The sequence below is a fragment of the Humidesulfovibrio sp. genome (assembly GCF_030689645.1).
GTDB lineage: Bacteria > Desulfobacterota > Desulfovibrionia > Desulfovibrionales > Desulfovibrionaceae > Humidesulfovibrio.
The window spans coordinates 24,630-39,347 of sequence record NZ_JAUYFU010000010.1 but is presented as its reverse complement, the minus strand read 5'-3'; the positions used below and the strand labels follow the sequence as shown (position 1 = coordinate 39,347).

At 64.9% G+C, this 14,718-nt stretch carries 15 protein-coding genes; 8 read left to right on the top strand and 7 right to left on the bottom strand.

The features are described from left to right. On the top strand, window positions 1–265 hold a 265-nt coding region (locus tag Q8O35_RS01680), incomplete at its 5' end, for a hypothetical protein (protein WP_305569901.1). A gap of 33 nt (window positions 266–298) precedes the next feature. On the opposite strand, the gene tkt is transcribed toward Q8O35_RS01680, so the two are convergent. The 7 genes from tkt to Q8O35_RS01645 are packed head-to-tail and all read right to left on the bottom strand — an operon-like array spanning window position 299 to window position 7,623. Next, the gene (tkt, locus tag Q8O35_RS01675) at window positions 299–2,269 is read right to left on the bottom strand and encodes a transketolase (RefSeq protein WP_305569899.1); all 1,971 of its coding nucleotides are present in this window, start codon (window positions 2,267–2,269) and stop codon (window positions 299–301) included. A gap of 39 nt (window positions 2,270–2,308) precedes the next feature. Continuing rightward, on the bottom strand, window positions 2,309–2,782 hold the full coding sequence (gene rpiB / locus Q8O35_RS01670) for a ribose 5-phosphate isomerase B (RefSeq protein WP_305569897.1): 474 nt from the start codon (window positions 2,780–2,782) through the stop codon (window positions 2,309–2,311). Window positions 2,783–2,826: 44 nt separating this feature from the next. Next, on the bottom strand, window positions 2,827–3,141 hold the full coding sequence (locus tag Q8O35_RS01665) for a hypothetical protein (RefSeq protein WP_305569895.1): 315 nt from the start codon (window positions 3,139–3,141) through the stop codon (window positions 2,827–2,829). After that, window positions 3,104–4,045 carry a hypothetical protein gene (locus tag Q8O35_RS01660; protein ID WP_305569893.1) on the bottom strand — a complete coding sequence of 314 codons (942 nt, stop codon included), beginning with the start codon at window positions 4,043–4,045 and terminating at the stop codon, window positions 3,104–3,106. The genes Q8O35_RS01665 and Q8O35_RS01660 overlap by 38 nt, the downstream gene beginning before the upstream one ends. Next, window positions 4,042–5,859, bottom strand: a complete 1,818-nt coding sequence (locus Q8O35_RS01655; RefSeq protein ID WP_305569891.1) for a tetratricopeptide repeat protein — start codon at window positions 5,857–5,859, stop codon at window positions 4,042–4,044. The genes Q8O35_RS01660 and Q8O35_RS01655 overlap by 4 nt, the downstream gene beginning before the upstream one ends. 8 nt (window positions 5,860–5,867) lie before the next feature. Next, window positions 5,868–6,632, bottom strand: coding sequence for a hypothetical protein (locus Q8O35_RS01650; RefSeq protein ID WP_305569889.1), 765 nt, complete (start codon window positions 6,630–6,632; stop codon window positions 5,868–5,870). 13 nt (window positions 6,633–6,645) lie between these two features. Further along, window positions 6,646–7,623, bottom strand: coding sequence for an RNA polymerase sigma factor RpoD/SigA (locus tag Q8O35_RS01645; RefSeq protein WP_305569887.1), 978 nt, complete (start codon window positions 7,621–7,623; stop codon window positions 6,646–6,648). A 235-nt stretch (window positions 7,624–7,858) separates the two neighbouring features. Here Q8O35_RS01645 and Q8O35_RS01640 point away from each other — a divergent pair, with 235 nt between their 5' ends. From Q8O35_RS01640 to Q8O35_RS01610, 7 genes are all read left to right on the top strand, one after another. Continuing rightward, window positions 7,859–10,282 (top strand): homocysteine S-methyltransferase family protein, encoded by a 2,424-nt coding sequence (locus Q8O35_RS01640; protein WP_305569885.1) that lies wholly within the window; start codon window positions 7,859–7,861, stop codon window positions 10,280–10,282. A gap of 90 nt (window positions 10,283–10,372) precedes the next feature. Next, complete coding sequence (locus Q8O35_RS01635; protein WP_305569883.1) at window positions 10,373–10,873, top strand: TlpA disulfide reductase family protein; 501 nt, start codon at window positions 10,373–10,375, stop codon at window positions 10,871–10,873. 10 nt (window positions 10,874–10,883) lie between these two features. After that, window positions 10,884–11,348, top strand: coding sequence for an N-acetyltransferase (locus Q8O35_RS01630; RefSeq protein WP_305569881.1), 465 nt, complete (start codon window positions 10,884–10,886; stop codon window positions 11,346–11,348). 12 nt (window positions 11,349–11,360) lie between these two features. Beyond that, window positions 11,361–11,885 carry a hypoxanthine phosphoribosyltransferase gene (hpt, locus tag Q8O35_RS01625; RefSeq protein ID WP_305569879.1) on the top strand — a complete coding sequence of 175 codons (525 nt, stop codon included), beginning with the start codon at window positions 11,361–11,363 and terminating at the stop codon, window positions 11,883–11,885. Between the two features lie 26 nt (window positions 11,886–11,911). Then, window positions 11,912–13,021, top strand: coding sequence for a DUF3426 domain-containing protein (locus Q8O35_RS01620; protein WP_371133078.1), 1,110 nt, complete (start codon window positions 11,912–11,914; stop codon window positions 13,019–13,021). Between the two features lie 94 nt (window positions 13,022–13,115). Further along, window positions 13,116–14,018 (top strand): carbon-nitrogen hydrolase, encoded by a 903-nt coding sequence (locus Q8O35_RS01615; protein ID WP_305569875.1) that lies wholly within the window; start codon window positions 13,116–13,118, stop codon window positions 14,016–14,018. Between the two features lie 27 nt (window positions 14,019–14,045). Then, window positions 14,046–14,609 (top strand): hypothetical protein, encoded by a 564-nt coding sequence (locus Q8O35_RS01610; protein WP_305569873.1) that lies wholly within the window; start codon window positions 14,046–14,048, stop codon window positions 14,607–14,609. Window positions 14,610–14,718 lie beyond the last annotated feature (109 nt).

The following is a 14,718-nucleotide window of genomic DNA, read 5'->3' as shown; positions in this document are numbered from 1 at the left end:
CGCTAGGCGGGATCCGGCGACCTGTCGCTTGGGTGTTCAAAGGTTTGCTTGGCGTCTTGGTGTCTTGGTGTTTCGTCTTTTCTGCTTCCGCAAATCCGAAGAGCCCGTTTTTCAATCAGCATCAAACGCAAAATCCGGGTTGAAGGGGTGCGTCGAATTGCGCGCCATCATCCCGATTTCATATCAGTACCCGGAGCAGGCCACTGCCAAGCCAGCGGAAAATTGCCTGGTGGCTGGAAAGCATGGGCAGACGTTCGATTGCTGAAATGGGGTCTTGAAACCCGATGACGTGAGCGTATTACCTCAGCGCTGTTTTCGCTGCAGCCACGACCTTTTCAACCGTGAGGCCGAACTTCTCAAACAGAATCTCGGCTGGGGCGCTGGCGCCGAAGTGATCGAGGCCGATGCAGGTGGAAGCGTAGCGCTGCCAGCCCGTGGTGATGCCCGCCTCGATGGATACGCGCGCCTGAAGGGCGGGCGGCAGCACTTCTTCTCGATAGCTCTTGGGCTGGGCTTCGAAGAGCTCCCAACTGGGCATCGAAACCACTCGCGTGGAAATGCCCTGGGCCTCAAGGACCTTGCGAGCCTCCACGGCCAAGTGAACCTCCGAGCCGCTGCCAATCAGGATGAGCTTGGGTGTGGTGCTGCCTTCTTCCAGAATGTAGGCGCCCTTGAATGCCTGGGCGGCCTTGGCGGCATCCAACACGGGCAATTTCTGGCGCGTGAGGGCCAAGCCCACGGGGCCTTGATGGGTCATGGCGACCTTCCAGGCGGCCACGGTTTCATTGGCGTCGGCGGGGCGCAGCATGGTCATGCCGGGAATCATGCGCAGGGTCATGACCTGTTCGATGGGCTGGTGCGTGGGGCCGTCTTCGCCCACGTGGAACGAGTCGTGGGTGAACACGTACAGCACGGGCAGCTTCTGCAGGGCCGACATGCGGATGGCGTTGCGGCAGTAGTCGGAGAAGGTGAGGAATGTGGCGCCGAAGGGGATGACGCCGCCGTGCAGGGCCATGCCGTTCAGGATGGCGGCCATGGGGAACTCGCGCACGCCGAAGGACAGGTTGCGGCCCAGGGGGTTGTCCTGGCCGAAGATGCCCACGGCGTCGCGGAATTTCGCGGTCTGGTTCGAGGGGTCGAGGTCCGCGCTGCCGCCCACGAGGTTGGGCAGGAAGTCCTTCATGGCGTTCAGGCATGCGCCCCAGGCCTGCCGGGTGGCGATCTTCTTGCCGGGCTCGAAGCCGGGCATGGCCATGGGAAGTTCGGCGCGGCCCGTGTTCATGGCTTTCCAGAAGGCCAGGAACTCGGCGTCGGCCTTCTTGATCTTGCGGCCAAGGGCCTCCTGCCAGGCCTTGGAGCGCTTCTTGAGCTCCGGGAAGCGGGCCTGGAAGTGGGCCTTGGCTGCGGCTGGCACCTCGAAGCAGATGCCCTGGTTCAGGCACATGCTGGTCTTGGTGGCGGCGATCTCCTCAGGGGCCAGGGGCTCGCCGTGGGTGCCGAAGTCGCCCTCGCGGGTGGCCGCTCCCTTGGCCATGACCGTGTGGCCGATGATCAGGCTGGGCTTTTTCTTCTGGCCCTGTGCCTTCTTGATGGCTGCGCGGATCTGGTCGCGGTCATGGCCGTCCACCTCCTGCACGTGCCAGCCCATGGCGGCGAAGACCTTGGCGTAGTCGGTCTTGTCCACGCGGGAGACCGGGCCGGCCAGCTGAACCTTATTGGAGTCGTAGTAGGCGATGAGCTTGCCCAGGCCCCACAGGCCTGCAAGGGAGGCCGCGCCGAACACCACGGGCTCCTGCATGTCGCCGTCGCTCGCCAGCACGTAGGTGTGGTGGTCCACCACATCCTTGCCGAGCTTGGCGCGCAGGTAGGTTTCTGCCTGGGCCATGCCCACGGCCATGGCGAAGCCCTGGCCCAGCGGGCCGGTGGTGGCCTCGACGCCGGGGGTGACGTCGTGCTCCGGGTGACCGGGGGTGCGGCTGCCCAACTGGCGGAAGCCCGCCAGGTCGGTGTCGTCGATGAGTCCGGCCAGGTGCAGCAGGCCGTACAGCAGGGCGGACTCATGTCCGGCGGAAAGAACGAAGCGGTCGCGGTTGAACCAGGTGGGGCGCTCGGGGTCGAAGTTCAGAAACTCCGAATAGAGCACGCTGGCGAAGTCCGCGGAGCTCATGGCGCCGCCCGGGTGGCCGGAGTTTGCGGCGCGGGTGGCGTCCATGATGAGGCCTTTGAGGGTGTTCACCACAAGCTGGTCGGGTGCGATGGTCTGTGCCATGGAGGTCGATCCTTGATATGGTTGGGCGGGTTAACGCCGTCAGGGTTTGGTGGGGTTGGTCAGCGTGTCGAACTGGCTGATGCGGCGCAGGTGGCGTGCGCCTTCAAAATTCGCGGCGAGGAAGTCGCGGGCGATGTCGAGGCCCAGGCCCTGGCCCACCACGCGCTCGCCCAGGCAGAGGACGTTTGCGTTGTTGTGGGCGCGAGCCATGCGGGCCATGAACTCGCAGGTGCACACCGCGGCGCGGATGCCGGGGTTGCGGTTGGCGGCCATGGACATGCCCAGGCCCGTTCCGCACACCAGGATGCCGAGCATGCGCCCGTTCTGGCCGTCTTCTCCCGCGTCCAGCAGCCGCTTGCAGAGCTTGTCGGCGTAGGTTGGGTAGTCGCAGGAACCGGTGCAGTCCGGCCCCAGGTCCTCCACCATGCAGTCGGCGTTGCGCAGGGCTTGGATGAGGGCGGTTTTGAGCACGAATCCGCCGTGGTCGGAGGCGATGAGCACAGTTCTTTGCATCTGCTCCTCCTGGGGTTGTGGGCTTGGGGGTTGGGCCATGGTTTCTAGGCGCGGCCGCAGGGAGGCTTGGCCTCGGCAGTTTCCTGCTCGCGCCGAAGCCGGGCGATTTCAAGCTTGAGCATTTCGATCTGCCGCAGGCACAGGTCGCGCTCCGGTCCGGGCGCGGCGTCGAGCTTCGCCAGCAGCGCGGTTTCTTCACGAAGCCGCGTTTCAAGCTGACGCACCTCGTGCAGCTTGGCCTGCCTGGTCATGAGGCGGCGCATTTCGCGGCCCCAGACCTTGAGGCCCAGGGCGAAGGTGCCGAAGAAGCCGGGCTTGGCCTCAGCTTCCAGCAGCGGGTCCAGGTTCTCTGCGTTCATCGTTTCCTCCGCCGGTGATTACATCGCGCACCTGGGCCGGCACGGCCTGCCGCTCCAGGGAAATGAACTCCGCATTTGCGGGCAGCGTCAAAGTCAGGGACTTGGTGGACCAGGCCTCGGCGCGCGTGGCCACCGAGCGCACGCGCAGCACGGCGCTGTCGCCCTTGGGCAGGGTGAGGGTGAGGGTCTTGGCCGGACCAACCGGGTCGCCTTCGTCTTCGGGGTAGCCCGAGAACGCCAGGCCCCACACTCGGGGGCCGGAAACCGACGCGCCCTCGCGCTCCACCTGGGCCTTGAAGTGCTGGGAGAGCAGGCCCTCCATGCGTTCTGGCCTGCCGTACTGGTCTATGACCAGCAGCCGCACCGGGCCTTTGTCGTAGCTGAAGGCGAAGCCTCCGCCAGGAATTGCGCGCACCGCCGCAGCCTCGTCCGGCACCAGGGTGCCGAAGTGACCGGCCATCACCAGGGCCAGGTCTCGCAGGGCGAAGGGGAAGGGCAAGCCCAGGAGTTGCGCCCCGATGATCGGGTCGCTGTGGGCGTAGGCCCGGCTCTTGTCCGGGTAAAAGGCCAGCAGACCGCTCTGGTCTTCGCGCATCAGGGCCAGCATGGTGCCGAAGCCCGCCCGCACGTCGAGGCGCAGGGGCCGGTCATAGTCGCCGAAGAGCTGCACGTCCGTGCGGTTGGACTTGCTTGGCGTGGAGTACAGGAGGCTGGCGCGCACGGCCACGCCGGAACCCTGGGGGCCGGGCGCAACGAAGCGCGCGCGGAAGGCCGCCAGGTCGGAGGCCGCCTCGTCGTGGCGGGGCAGCTCGATCCTGGGCGCGCAGGCGCCCACGGCCAGAAGGGCCAGCAGGATCAGCGCCCGGCGCAGGACCGGGCTATGGCGGAATGGAATTCGGTTCATTTGCTTCCCAGTTTCTTCTTGATGCGGTCCGGGTCCTCGTGGTTGAACTTCAGCGCGTTCTGGTAGGCCTTTTTGGCCTGCGCCGCGCGTCCGGACTGCCGGGCGATGTCTCCGTAATGCTCCCACATGGTGGGGTCGTCCTTGGACAGGTTCACTGCGCGCTGGATGTGCTTCCAGGCCTCGTCCAGCTTGCCCAGGCGGAAATATGCCCAGGCGAGGGAGTCGACGATGTAGCCGTTTTCGGGCTTGAGGCGGTCGGCCTTTCGGATGAGGCCAAGGGCGCGCTCAAGGTCGCGGTTGTCCTCCACCAGCGAGTAGCCGATGTAGTTGAGGGCATCGGCGTGGTCCGGGTTCTTCTCCACAATCTTCTGCATGATGCCGATGGCCGTCTTGCGATCGCCCTGGCGGTCGAGGACGGCGCCATACTGGTACAAAAGGTCCTCGTCGTCCGGGCGGTCCTTCAGGCTCAGCTCCAGCACTCCGCGCGCCTCGTCCAGGCGCTTCTTTTCGATGAGATAGCCTGCCTGCAGCAGCGGAAAGCGGCTTTGGCCGGGGTACAGTCGTTTGCCCTGCTCCATGAGTGCCACGGCCTCGTGCTCGCGGCCCAGGGTGTACAGAAGCTGGATGCGGAACTGCAGGGCCTGGCTGTAGTGCGCGTCGCTTTCTGGCACCAGGTCGAGGAACTGCAGCGCCTTCTGCGGGTTGCCTTCGCCATCGTGGGCGATGACGGCCTTGTAGAAGAAATATTCGCCTGGCACCGGCGGCTGGGTTGCCAGCACGTCCAGCAGTGTGCTGGCCTGGGCCGAGTAGCTCTCGTTCAAGAACAGGAGCGACGCGGCCAGAATGAAGGCCTTGCTGCCGGAACTGGCCAGCGCGGCGTCCAGCGCCTTGTCCGGGTTGTTCAGCTTGAGCCAAAGGGCGACCACGCGCAGGCGGATGTCCTCGCGTCCTTCGCCACCGCCGTTTTCGATGCGCTGGCGGATGTCTTCGCGGGTGGAGCCGAGCTCCAGGATTTTGGTGTAGGTGCCCACAGCCGCGGCGTAGTCCTTGTCCAGCTCCTGCTGGAAGGCCATCTCAACCCAGGCCTCAAGGTGGTCGGGGTTCTGCTTTACCAGCTTCTTCAGCGCTTCGATGGCTGCGGGACGGTGGCCCATGCGCGCCTCGGCCCGCGCCAACTGGAACAGGGCCTCGGGAGAGCGCTCCTTGGCCGGGATGCGCTTCAGGGTCTCCAGGGCCTTTCCCGGCTGTTCGGAGTCCACATAAAGCTGGCCCAGGCGTTCGCGCAGGGGAGTGTTCTCCTGGTGGGCAAGGTAGGTGGAAAGAACCTTGGCCGCCTCGGAAAGATTGTTTTCCATGAGGTAGGCGTTGGCCAGCGATGCGTTCAGGTTGTAGTCATTCGGGTATTTGGCCAAGCCTGCGGAAACGATGGCCCGCGCCTCGCTGGCCTGCTCCGGGTTCCAGAACAGGAAGGCCTTGTCCATATACAATGAGGGCGAGGGCTCTCTGGCGATGACGCGGTCCAGGGCCTGGGCGGCGGCCTTTTGCAGGTCCAGGGTCCGGGCGAATGCTTCGGGAGACATGCGCGACACGCTGGCCGTGCGGGCCATCTGCTGCAGCAGGGCCTGGTATTCAAGATAGTCGTAGGTGGCGCTTGCGCCGGGCGTCATGGGCCGGGGCTGCGGGGCCTGCCTGGTCATGGGGGCGCAGGCGGCGCACAGCGAAAAGGCCAGAACCAGGGCTGCATTGCGCAAGCCTATTGCTGCGGTGCGGCTGGCGGCGGCGCACTTGCGGCCAGAGAAATTCGTGCGGGGCATGGATGTCCTCACGTGTTGGACGGGGCGTTGGCGGCCAGCATCTCATCGAAGAGCCGCGCGTAATCTTTGGCCAGGGACAGCCCCTCGGCTATGAGCCCCGGACCGTACCGGCGGCCCTGCTCCGTGCGGAAGCCGCCCAGACATGCCTCCGCATGCTTCCGGCCTTCTGGGAAGGCCTGGGCGATTTCCTCAAGGGTCCAATCGTCGCACTCGCAGAGCTCCCAGAGGGTGGCGGAGAAGAAATCCGGCCCGAAGCGGAAGCGGTCGGCGTCGTGCACTGCTCCGGCCAGCAGCCGCGCGCTCTCGGATCCTCCCACGGCCAGGGGCAGGTCGGTTTCGTGCAGGGCCACGGCCTGGGCGATCCAGATGCGTTCATCCGGGGCCAGCGGGTAGCCGCTCAGGATGCGCAGACAGAGGTCGGCGCCCTTTTCGTGGTGATCTTCCTCGTGGCGCATTGAGTCGTGCAGCAGTCCGGCCATCTCGGCCAAAAGGGACACGCGGCGGCGCTCCTCCTGGGTCAGGCCGGTGGGCTCCGCCAGCACAAGGGCGGCGGCGTCCACAGCCACGCGCTTGGCGTGCTCCACGCCAAGGCTGCAAGGGTCATGCAGAAATCCCAGGGCGTCGTTCTGAAGCCGGAGCATCAACGGATGGTCGAAAAACAGGCTTGCGGCATGTCCGATCTCCTCCGCGCATTCCAGGCAGAATGCGGGCTGAGGTCTTGAGGCCGATAGCTCCCTGGCGCGACGCTTGAGCTCCAAAATGCGCGAATCCATGGCCGTCTCCCGTCTAGTCGTTGCCCTCAATCCAGTCGGGCGAGAAGTCCTTCACCGTGGACTGCAGGTGCTCCTTGAGCTTCTCCAGCAGCCGCGCCTCGATTTGCCGCACGCGTTCGCGGGTGACGCCGAAGCGGTCGCCTATCTCGCGCAGGGTCACCGGGCTGTCGGAGAGCAGGCGCTCGTTCAAAATGGCCTGCTCCTTGTCCGACAAGGTGTGCGCTATGGTTTTGAGGTTGTCCAGCAGAAGCCCTGAGATCTGGTTCTGGCTCAGGATGTCCTCAATGCCCGGGCCGAGGGCGGGCAGGAAGTCCAACCGCGTGTTTTCCGAGTCTTCGCCGATGGATATGTCCAGGCTCATGTCCTGGCGCGAAAGGCGCTGGTCCATCTGCTCGATCTCGGCCTCGCTCACCTGCAGGCTCTCGGAAAGGGCGCTGGTGGTGGGGTCGAAGCCCATGCTGGTGAGGCGCTGGCGCTCTTTGTTCAGATTATAAAACAACTTGCGCTGGGTCTGCGTGGTGCCGATCTTCACCATGCGCCAGTTGTCCATGATGTACTTGAGTATGTACGCTTTAATCCAGAACGCAGCGTAATAGCTAAATTTTATTCCCTTGTCCGGGTCGAACTTGCGCACGGCCTTCATAAGGCCCACGTTGCCTTCCTGGATCAGATCCTGGACGTTTTGCATCCAGCGGCGCTGGAAGTCCATGGCGATCTTGACCACTAGGCGCAGGTGCGAGGAAACTAGGCGGAAGGCCGCTTCCTGGTCGTTGCCGTCGCGCACGCGCTGTGCCAGTTCGAGCTCTTCCTCGGGCGCGAGCAGAGGAAAACGCGCGATTTCGCGCAGGTAGTGGTGCAGCGAGTCGCGAGTAGAGGCCTCGCCCCGCCTGCGGGCGACCGGTGCGGGGAGGAAGGGCTTCTTCTCGGTCAGGGCCGGGGGTGCGGCGTGACTGACCTCGGGGGTGGGGGCTTGGTCTTTTTTCGATTTCATTCCGAATCTGGCCGACCTGGCGGTTCGGCCCGGCAGGGCTTGGGGTCCCCCGATTCCGGGTCGTGGGTTGCGCAAGGGGGGAGCGTATAGTTTTTGTTTGTCCTTTTCAACGATTTTCAGTACACCCGGATTCCCGGCCCGGCACAGGCTCCATGCCCCTCCCGAAGGCCCGCCCGTCGGCCTTCCGGCGGTTCGCCGCGGACCGCCCGGCCCCACCGCTGACGGAGACATCCCCATGCCAGACTTTCGCTCGCTTTTGACAGATGGCCGCATTCACTTCTTCGACGGCGGCTTCGGTGCGCTTTTGCAGTCCCGCGGCCTGCCCCCTGGCGTTGCGCCGGAGATGTTCGGCCTCAAAAATCCTGAGCCCGTGGCCGCCATTCATGCGGAATACGCAGCCGCAGGGGCGGAAATCGTCACCACCAACACCTTTGGCGGCACGCGCTTCAAGCTCGATCCGGGCATGGACGTGCGCGGGTTGAACTGCGCGCTGGCGCGCACGGCGAAGAACGCCGTGCAGGGCCGCGCCTTTGTGGCGGGCAGCGTGGGCCCCACCGGGCATTTCGTGCAGCCCATGGGCGAGCTTTCCTTCCGCGACATGGTGGCCGCCTACCGCGAGCAGATCCAGGGCCTGGTGGACGGCGGAGCCGACCTCATCCTGGGCGAGACCCAGTTCGACCTGGCCGAGGCCAAGGCCATCGTCATCGCCGCGCGTGAGGTGTGCGACCTGCCTGTGGGCATCACCATGACCTTCGAGGGCGCCAAATCCCTCACCGGCACCACGCCGCTGACTTTCATCGACACCATGCAGAACCTGGGCGTGGAGCTGCTGGGCACCAACTGCTCCGCCGGGCCGGAGCAGATCGTGGACATCGTCAAGTCCATGCTGCCGCGGCTTTCCACCCCGCTCCTGGTGCAGCCCAACGCCGGCCTGCCGGAGCTGGACGAGACGGGCAAGACCGTGTTCCGCCTGGGCCCGGATGACTTCGCCCGCCAGTGCCGGGTTTTCGCGGACCTTGGCGCGAAGTTTCTGGGCGGCTGCTGCGGCACCACGCCAAAGCACATCACCGCCCTGCGCGAAGCCGTGGGCGAGACGCCCTACGCCCGCCCCGCGCCCGAGGACAAGTCGCCCCTGGTGCTCACCTGCCGGTCCGCTTCCGTGGCCTTCGGCTGGGAGAATCCGCTACAGATCATCGGCGAGCGCATCAACCCCACGGGCAAGAAGGTGCTGGCCGAAGAGCTGGTGCAGAACAGCCACGCCGAGGCCCTGCGCCTGGCCACGGAGCAGATCGCCCAGGGCGCGAGCATCCTGGACGTCAACGTGGGCGCGCCCATGGTGGACGAGAAGCTGGTGCTGCCTTCGCTGGCCCTGGCGCTGTCCTCCCGCTTCGAGGTGCCCCTTTCCCTGGACACCTCGGACATCGTCGCCATGGAGAACGCCTTGTGGACCCAGCCGGGTTCGCCGCTGGTGAACTCCATCAGCGGCGAACCCGGCCGCATGGAGCAACTTGGCCCCCTGTGCAAGAAGTTCGGCGCGCCGTTCATCCTTCTGCCTCTTGAGGGCCGCAAGCTGCCCTACACTGCGGCGGAACGCATCGCGGTCATCGAACGCCTGCTGGCCCAGGCCGACGAGCTGGGCATCCCGCGCCGCCTGATCATGGTGGACGCCCTGGTGCTCACCGTGTCGTCCAAGGCCCTGGCCGCGCGCCACTGCCTGGACACCATCCGCTATTGCCGCGAAACCCTGGGCCTGCCCACCACAATGGGCCTGTCCAACGTGAGCTTCGGCCTGCCCGCGCGCGAACTGCTCAACTCCACTTTCCTGGCGCTCAGCATGGGCGCGGGCCTGTCTTCCTGCATCGCCAACCCGGCCAGCCAGCGCCTGCGCGAGGTGGCCGCCTCGGCTGAAGTGCTTCTTGCGCGCGATGCCCAGGCCTCGTGCTACATTGGTTCTTACGCCAACTGGACGCCCGGCGCGGGCGGTTCCGGCGCGGCTGCCGGCGGCGCGCCCGGCGCTGGCAAGGCCGCAACGCCCGGCGAGGCCGTGATCCTTGGTGACAAGGCCGGGCTGCTGGCCATGCTGGAAACAGCCCTGGCCGAGGGGGCCGACCCCTTCGCCCTGGTGGACGGCCAGCTCATCCCCGCCATCCTTGAGGTTGGCGCAAAGTACGAGCGCAAGGAATACTTCCTGCCCCAGCTGCTGCGCAGCGCCGAGGCCATGCAGGCCGGATTCGGCAGGCTGGAGCCCCTGCTCCTGGCCTCGGGCCGGGCGGAAAAGAAGACGCCCATCGTCATGGCCACAGTTGAGGGCGACATCCACGACATCGGCAAGAACATCGTCTGCCTGATGCTCAAAAATCACGGCTTCGAGGTCTTCGACCTGGGCAAGGACGTGCCCGCCACGCAGATAGTGGACGAGGCCGAGCGCGTTGGGGCCAAGGTCATCGGCCTTTCCGCCCTCATGACCACCACCATGGTGCGTATGGAAGACACTGTGCGCCTGGTTCGGGAGCGCGGCTTGGATATGAAGGTGATGATCGGCGGGGCCGTGGTCACCGAGGCCTTCGCCCAGTCCATCGGGGCCGACGGCTTCTCCCGCGACGCCGTGGCCGCTGTAAAGATGGCGGCGGAGCTTTCGGGTCGCGTGGCTGCGCATTAGCCGACGCCTTTGCGTCCTGCGCGGGTTTCTGCTACATCGCCCGCAGATGCGCCGGGAAGGCTTTTGCCCGACCCGGCCCAAGGAGATAGAATGAAAGCATGCTTCAAAATTCTGCCGGCGGCTCTGCTGGCGTTGCTGTGCCTGGGGTTCCTGGCGGCCTGCTCCAGCGGAGCTGGCCCGGGCAAGGCTCCGGAAAAGTTGGAGACCCTGGACATGCCCGCGTTGGAGAAGCACTTCGCCTCCAACAAGGGCAAGGTCACTTTGGTGATGTTCTGGGCCACCTGGTGCCCGGCCTGCAAGACCGAAATTCCTGTGCTGGAGCAGTTGCGCGCCAAGTACCCTAAGGAAAAGCTGGACGTCATGGCCATCAGCGTGGACGACACCGAGCAGGTTATGGGCGAGTTCCTCATGACCCGGCCCACCACGCTGGACGTGTACCTTTCCAAGGCCGAGGTGGGCTCCGAGTTCGGGGTCAAGAGCATCCCGGCCCTGTATATTCTGGACAAGAACGGGCAGGTGGCCTTCAACAGCGCGGGCGTGTACCCCTTTGAAATGCTGGACTCGGTCATCAGCCAGCTGGTGAAGGACTAAGGAGTTGGCGATGCTGTTGCGCAAGGCGCGCATCACAGACGTGAAGGGCGTGCACCGGCTCATCATGAACACCAGCGCCGACGACGGCCTGGTGTTGCCGCGTTCGTACAACCAGCTCTACAGCCACCTGCGGGACTTTTTCGTCATGGTGGACGCGAAGGACGAGGGCACAGTCCTTGGCTGCTGCGCCCTGGCCATCTGCTGGGAGAACCTCGCCGAGGTGCGCTCCCTCGTGGTGGCGCGGGAGGCGCGCGGCCTGGGCCTGGGCCGCAAGCTGGTGGAAGCCTGCATTTCCGACGCCGTGACTCTTGGCATTTACCGCGTGTTCGCCCTGACCAATACGGTGGAGTTTTTCCGGCACATGGGCTTCACCGAGGTGAGCAAGGACACCCTGCCGCAAAAGGTGTGGAGCGACTGCCTGAACTGCCCGCGATTCCCGGATTGCGACGAAATCGCCATGCACATGGAACTGTAAGGATAGAGAAAAATGGCCGTCACCCTCAAGCTCGTCATCGATTCCGATACGCTGCATAGGCGCGTGGCCGAGCTTGGCGCAGAGGTCAGCGCCTTCTATCAGGGAAAGCCCCTGGTGGTGGTCTGCGTGCTCAAGGGGGCGTTCCTGTTTTTTGCCGACCTGGTGCGCTGCATCAAGAACGACGCCCTGGAACTCGACTTCGTGCGCATGTCCAGCTACGGCGGCGGCACCAGCCGGGGCCGTCAGACCACCTTCAGCAAGGACATGGAAGTGGACGTTGCGGGCAAGCATGTGCTGCTCGTGGAGGACATTGTGGATACCGGACATTCAGCGGAGTTTCTGCTGGAGGTTCTGGCCAATCGCGGGGCCGAGAGCATCCGCATTTGCGCCGTTGTGGACAAGCTTGAGCGCCGTGAGGTGGACCTCACTGTTGACTTTGCGGGCTTCCCCCTTCAAAAGGGTTTCATTGTGGGATACGGCATGGACCACGCGGAAAAATATCGCGAGCTAGACGCCGTGTACGAACTCGTCCTGTAACGGGGCGCTGGAGCAAGAGAAAAGCCATGATTGTCGCCTGTCCCAATTGTGAGAGCAAATACAATTTGCCTGAAGAGAAGATCGCGCCCACCGGCTCCAAAGTCCGGTGCGCGCGGTGTAAACATGTGTTCACCGCCATGCCTCCAGGCAAGGATTTCGACCAGGAGCTGGACGAGCTGAAGGCCGCCGAGCCGAAGCCCGCGCCCAAGCCCGCCGCCGCCCCGGAGCCCGAGGCGCCGTCCAAGAAGATGCCCTGGGATGACGACGAGCCCGCCGAGGCTCCAGGTGCAGCCGCACCCAAGAAAATGCCCTGGGATGACGACGAGCCTGCCGCAGGCCCGGCTGATGACGACGACGATCTGCCAGGACTCAAGGCTCCGGCAGGCAAGAGCCCCTTCGACGATGACGAGGCCCCGGCGGCTCCCGCAGGCAAAAGCCATTTTGATGACGACGGCGGGGCCTTCATCTCCAGCCTGGACGCTGAAAGCGCCAAGGACGAAAAGTCTGCGGGCAAGCAGGCTGGCGGCGATGACGATTTTCTGAGTTCCCTCGGCGCCGGCGCCAGCCTCGATGCGCCCAAGAAGGACGCCGCCAACCCCAAGAAAAAATGGATCATCCTGGGCGCGGCCCTTGCGGTCATCGCCCTGGTGGTGGCTGCCTTGTTCGTGTTCAAGCCCTGGACCAAGATGAACCTGCCCTTCCTCGGCTCGCTTTCGGGCAAGAAGGAGACGGTGGAGAACGCCGACAAGGTCAAGGACATCGCCCTGCGCAATGTCCGGCAGTATTATATCCCCAACGAGAAGGCCGGGAACATCTTTGTCGTCGAGGGCAAGGCGGTGAACAACTTCGCCTCGCCCAAGGAGCGCATCAAGGTCGAGATCACCCTGTTCGACGAAAAGGGCCATGTGCTCGTGGCCAAGCAGATGCTCTGCGGCAACACCCTGTCCCAGTTCCAGCTCCAGGTGCAGAGCGAGGAGGAGATCAACTCCAGCCTCAGCTCCGAGGTGGGCATCCTCACCAGCAACACCTATCTCAAGACCGGCATGGACACGCCCTTTATGGCCGTGTTCTTCAAACCGCCAGACGCGGTGAAGGAATTCGGCGTCAAGGTCATCGACGCGCTGGATCCCAAGTAACGGCCAGACCGGATTTGCATCGGCGGCGCCGGGCAGGGCGCAAAACCCTCCCCGGCGCCTTTTATTGTTCCGCAGCATCAAAGAGAGAACACACATGAGCCGCACCCCGTACACCATCGCCCTGGTTCAGACCTGCTGCCGCGCCAGCGCTGAGGAAAACCTGCTGGCCCACCTGGAGCTGGCCGAGCGCGCCGCCAGCCTGGGCGCGGATGTCATCTGCCTGCAGGAGCTCTTCCTTGGGCCGTATTTCTGCCAGCAGGAGGACGCGCGGTTGTTCGACCTGGCCGAGGCGGTCCCCGGTCCCACCACCGAGGCCTTCGGCAAGCTGGCCAAGAAGACCGGCACGGCCATCGTGGTTTCGCTCTTCGAAAAACGCGCGCCCGGACTCTACCACAACACTGCGGCGGTCATGGGGCGCGAGGGGAAGCTCCTCGGCCTGTACCGCAAGATGCACATCCCGGACGACCCGGCCTTTTTCGAGAAGTTCTACTTCACCCCTGGCGACCTGGGGTTTCTCGCCGTGGACACCCATGTGGGCCGCATCGGCGTGTGTGTGTGCTGGGACCAGTGGTACCCCGAAGCCGCCCGCCTGACCGCCCTCAAGGGAGCCGAGGTCATCTTCTATCCCACTGCCATCGGCTGGCACCCGCAGGAAAAAGACCTGCTGGGCGATGAGCAGCGCAGCGCCTGGATGCTTGTGCAGCGCGGCCACGCTGTGGCCAACGGCTGCTATATCGCCGCGGCCAACCGCATAGGGCTGGAGCGGCCCTTGGCCGAGAGCCACAACGCCAACGGCGCGGGCATTGAGTTCTGGGGAACAAGCTTCGTGGCCGGGCCCATGGGCGACCTCGTGGCCCAGGCCCCCACCGACGAGGAGACCATCCTGCTTGCTGAGGTGGACCCGCAGCGCATGGAGGACGTGCGCCGTGGCTGGCCGTTCTTGCGCGACCGCCGCATCGACGCCTACCAGAACATCACCAAGCGGTTCGACGACTAGAAACCGCCGCCGCCCGGAGAGCCGCCCATGCAATTCCTCAAGCTGCTGCTCGGCTTCGCGCCCTGGATCTCCTTCCTGGTCATCGCCCACGGCTCGCTGTTCCGGCTCAAGCTGGGCCTGGTGGTGGCCGCAGTCCTCACCATAGTCATGGCCGTGACCAGGCTGCACCGGGGCGTCATCATGTGGGTGGGCATCGCGTTCTTCATCTTTGCCAGCATCGCGGTGCTGGGGTTCGAAAACATGTGGACCGCGCGCTACATGGGCGTGCTGGCCAACGGCGCTTTGGCCGTGGGGGCCTGGCTAACCCTGGCCCTGGGCAAGCCCTTCACGCTGGAGTACGCCCGCGAGCACACCGATCCAGCTCTGTGGAACGAGCCGGTGTTCATCCGCACCAATGTCGTCATCACCATTTTTTGGGCCGTTGTCTTCAGCATCGGCGCGAGCCTGGCCTTTGCCAAGACCCTGGAGACCGGCCAGCCCGAGTGGGTGTTCGAGACCACGAACTACGCCTTCATGCTCTCCGCTGTCGCTTTCACCAACTGGTACCCGCTGGCCGTGCGGCGCAGGATAGAGGCCGCCCGCACCCGCTAGCCCCGGCAAAGGCCTGCGCCCTTCCGGGATGGAGCTCCCAGGCTTGGACAAAGCAGGATATTCCCTGTATGCAGGACCAAAGAGGGCTTCGTCCTAGGCTCCCCCCAGC